Here is a 2,383-nt window from a genome sequence, read left to right on the forward strand (position 1 = left end):
CTTAATTCCAAGTCGTTGTTTGAATGGGTAAATTTCAAAAATAATAAGATTCAGCGTGTTAAGACCGCTTACTTATATGAACGCTATAGGTATTATCAGAATAAGGAAAACGACCTATTCACCTATGGTAAGGCAGAGAGTTTTATCGTAAACTACGATCTTAAATATGAATTGCAAAATGCGGCTATCAACGGAATCATCGATTATCATGCTATCAATGGCCAAGGGACTTCGATACAAAGAGGCAACCGGAATTTATTTGCGACAACAGTCTTGTTTACCCATAATGTTGCCAAAAGGTTGAGCTATGGCATCAACCTGCGAAAAGATTGGGTCAATGATTATAAGAGCCCATTTGTATTTGCTTTTGATGGTAAATATGAAGTGTCGAATTCGTACGCCATTACCATCAATACGTCGAAGAATTTTAGGATACCCACCTTCAATGACCTGTATTGGGAAGGCAGTGCTATGGGCAATTCGGATCTTAAACCGGAAACCGCCGTACAAGGCGAAGTAGGGCAGGTGTATGCCAAAAAAGGGATTCGTGCGCAATTCAACCTTTTCTACATCTCCTCAAAGGATTTGATACAATGGCGCCCCGATAATTCAGGCATATGGTCCCCCGTCAATGTACAGACGGTCGAACAGTATGGTTTGGAAGCGAGTTTGGGGATTGAACATAAGTTCGAGGAGCATACCCTTGAAAATCAAGTAAGTTATGCTTTTACACGAGCTGGCGAAAAGGAAAATAAGAACCAATTGATCTATGTGCCCAAACACAAGGTTACCCATAGTTTGGCCTACCGGCATCGCAAATGGGGCGTTGTTTGGCAGTCTTTATATAATGGCAAGGTGTTCACCACAACGGACAATCAGCAAGATCTAAACGCATATTTTTTGGCGAATTATTATTTGGACTATGACTTGCCCAAAATTTTTGGGGCGAGTCTCAAAACAACGCTGCAAATAAACAATCTTTTCAATACCAAGTATCAAAATGTGGCATTTAGACCTATGCCCAATAGAAACATTCAAATACAACTAAACTTTAAATTTTAATAAATGAAAATCAAAAATGTAGTACTCGCCATGGCTTTAGGATTCTTATGTGTAGCCTGTAACAAAGATGATGATGAGGCCATCATACCATTGGGGGCCTATGAAAATGGCATTTTGGTGTCCAATGAAGGCCCGTTCAGCAATGGTACGGGAACTGTTTCCTTTATTTCGGAAGATCTGACCACAACTGAAAATGCCATTTTCAATGCCGTGAACAATGCTGATTTGGGCAATGTGGTACAATCCATTGGCTTTACCGATGAATATGCCTATATCATTGCAAATGTTTCCAACATGATAACCGTCGTCGATCGCTATACTTTTGAGAACAAAGCGACGATTTCACAAGGGTTGGCTAACCCGAGGTATTTTCTGTTCGCGAATGGAAAGGGATATGTAACCAATTGGGGAGATCCCAATGATGAAACAGATGACTTTGTGGCGATCATAAATTTGGAAACGAATAGTGTAAGTAACACAATACCGGTCGATTTTGGTCCTGAAAAGATAATTTCCCAAGATGAAAAAGTATATGTAGCACACCAAGGAGGCTACGGGCAGAACAATAGTATATCTGTAATCAATACGCAAACGGACCAGCTAGCCACTACAATTTCGGTTGCAGATGTTCCCAATGCCATGCAAGTGACTTCAAATGGTGATTTGTGGGTGTTATGCGGGGGAAAACCGTCCTATACCCAGGATGAGACAGCTGGGGCCCTGTTGAAAATCAATACGGATTCAAATAGCGTCGAGAATACCCTAGCGTTTGAGACTACGGAACACCCAAATTTCTTGGAATTGGATGGCTCCAAATTGTATTATTTCCTTAATGGTGCTGTCTATGCAATGGAAACTTCCGATACGGTGCTGCCTTCACTACCCATCATGGAGAATCTAAATTTTTATACGATGGTCGTACATGACGGGAAATTATATGGTACAGATGCCAAGGATTTCGCCAGCAACGGCTCTTTGACCATCTATGATATAGGGACCAAGGGGTTGTTGGGAACTTTTGATGTTGGGATTATTCCAGGAGGAATCTACTTGAATTGAAAAAAACGCCGCGAGGTTATTCTTGGGGCTTTCCTACTACAGAAAGGGTTTCCTTTGCGCATATCGTTCCCGTACTTCGTGATGGCTCAGGAGAAATATCACCGGGAATCCCAATACGGAATTTCAGGAAATAGCAAAAAAAAGCCCTGGCAATTATGTCAGGGCTTTATATATGTGGTTGTCTTCTGTTTATTGTATGCTGAGATCCAATTTCTTGTCCAACACCATATTATCCTTAAGTATTGAGAACATTTTTGAGTTA

The 2,383-nt window shown here is 41.0% G+C and carries 2 protein-coding genes; both read left to right on the forward strand.

What is annotated here, in order from left to right; translation table 11 throughout:
• Positions 1–1,062, forward strand: a 1,062-nt coding sequence (locus WBM98_RS00425) for a TonB-dependent receptor domain-containing protein (RefSeq protein WP_424364035.1), incomplete at its 5' end; no start/stop codon positions are given.
• A 3-nt stretch (positions 1,063–1,065) separates the two neighbouring features.
• Complete coding sequence (locus WBM98_RS00430; RefSeq protein ID WP_424364036.1) at positions 1,066–2,121, forward strand: YncE family protein; 1,056 nt, start codon at positions 1,066–1,068, stop codon at positions 2,119–2,121.
• Positions 2,122–2,383 lie beyond the last annotated feature (262 nt).

It is taken from the genome of Maribacter sp., assembly GCF_049667165.1.
In the GTDB taxonomy this organism is placed as follows: domain Bacteria; phylum Bacteroidota; class Bacteroidia; order Flavobacteriales; family Flavobacteriaceae; genus Maribacter_A.

Bases quoted from the DNA above. Each gene is read 5' to 3' on its own strand.
- WBM98_RS00430 (WP_424364036.1), top strand. From the start codon at position 1,066: ATGAAAATCAAAAATGTAGTACTCGCCATGGCTTTAGGATTCTTATGT.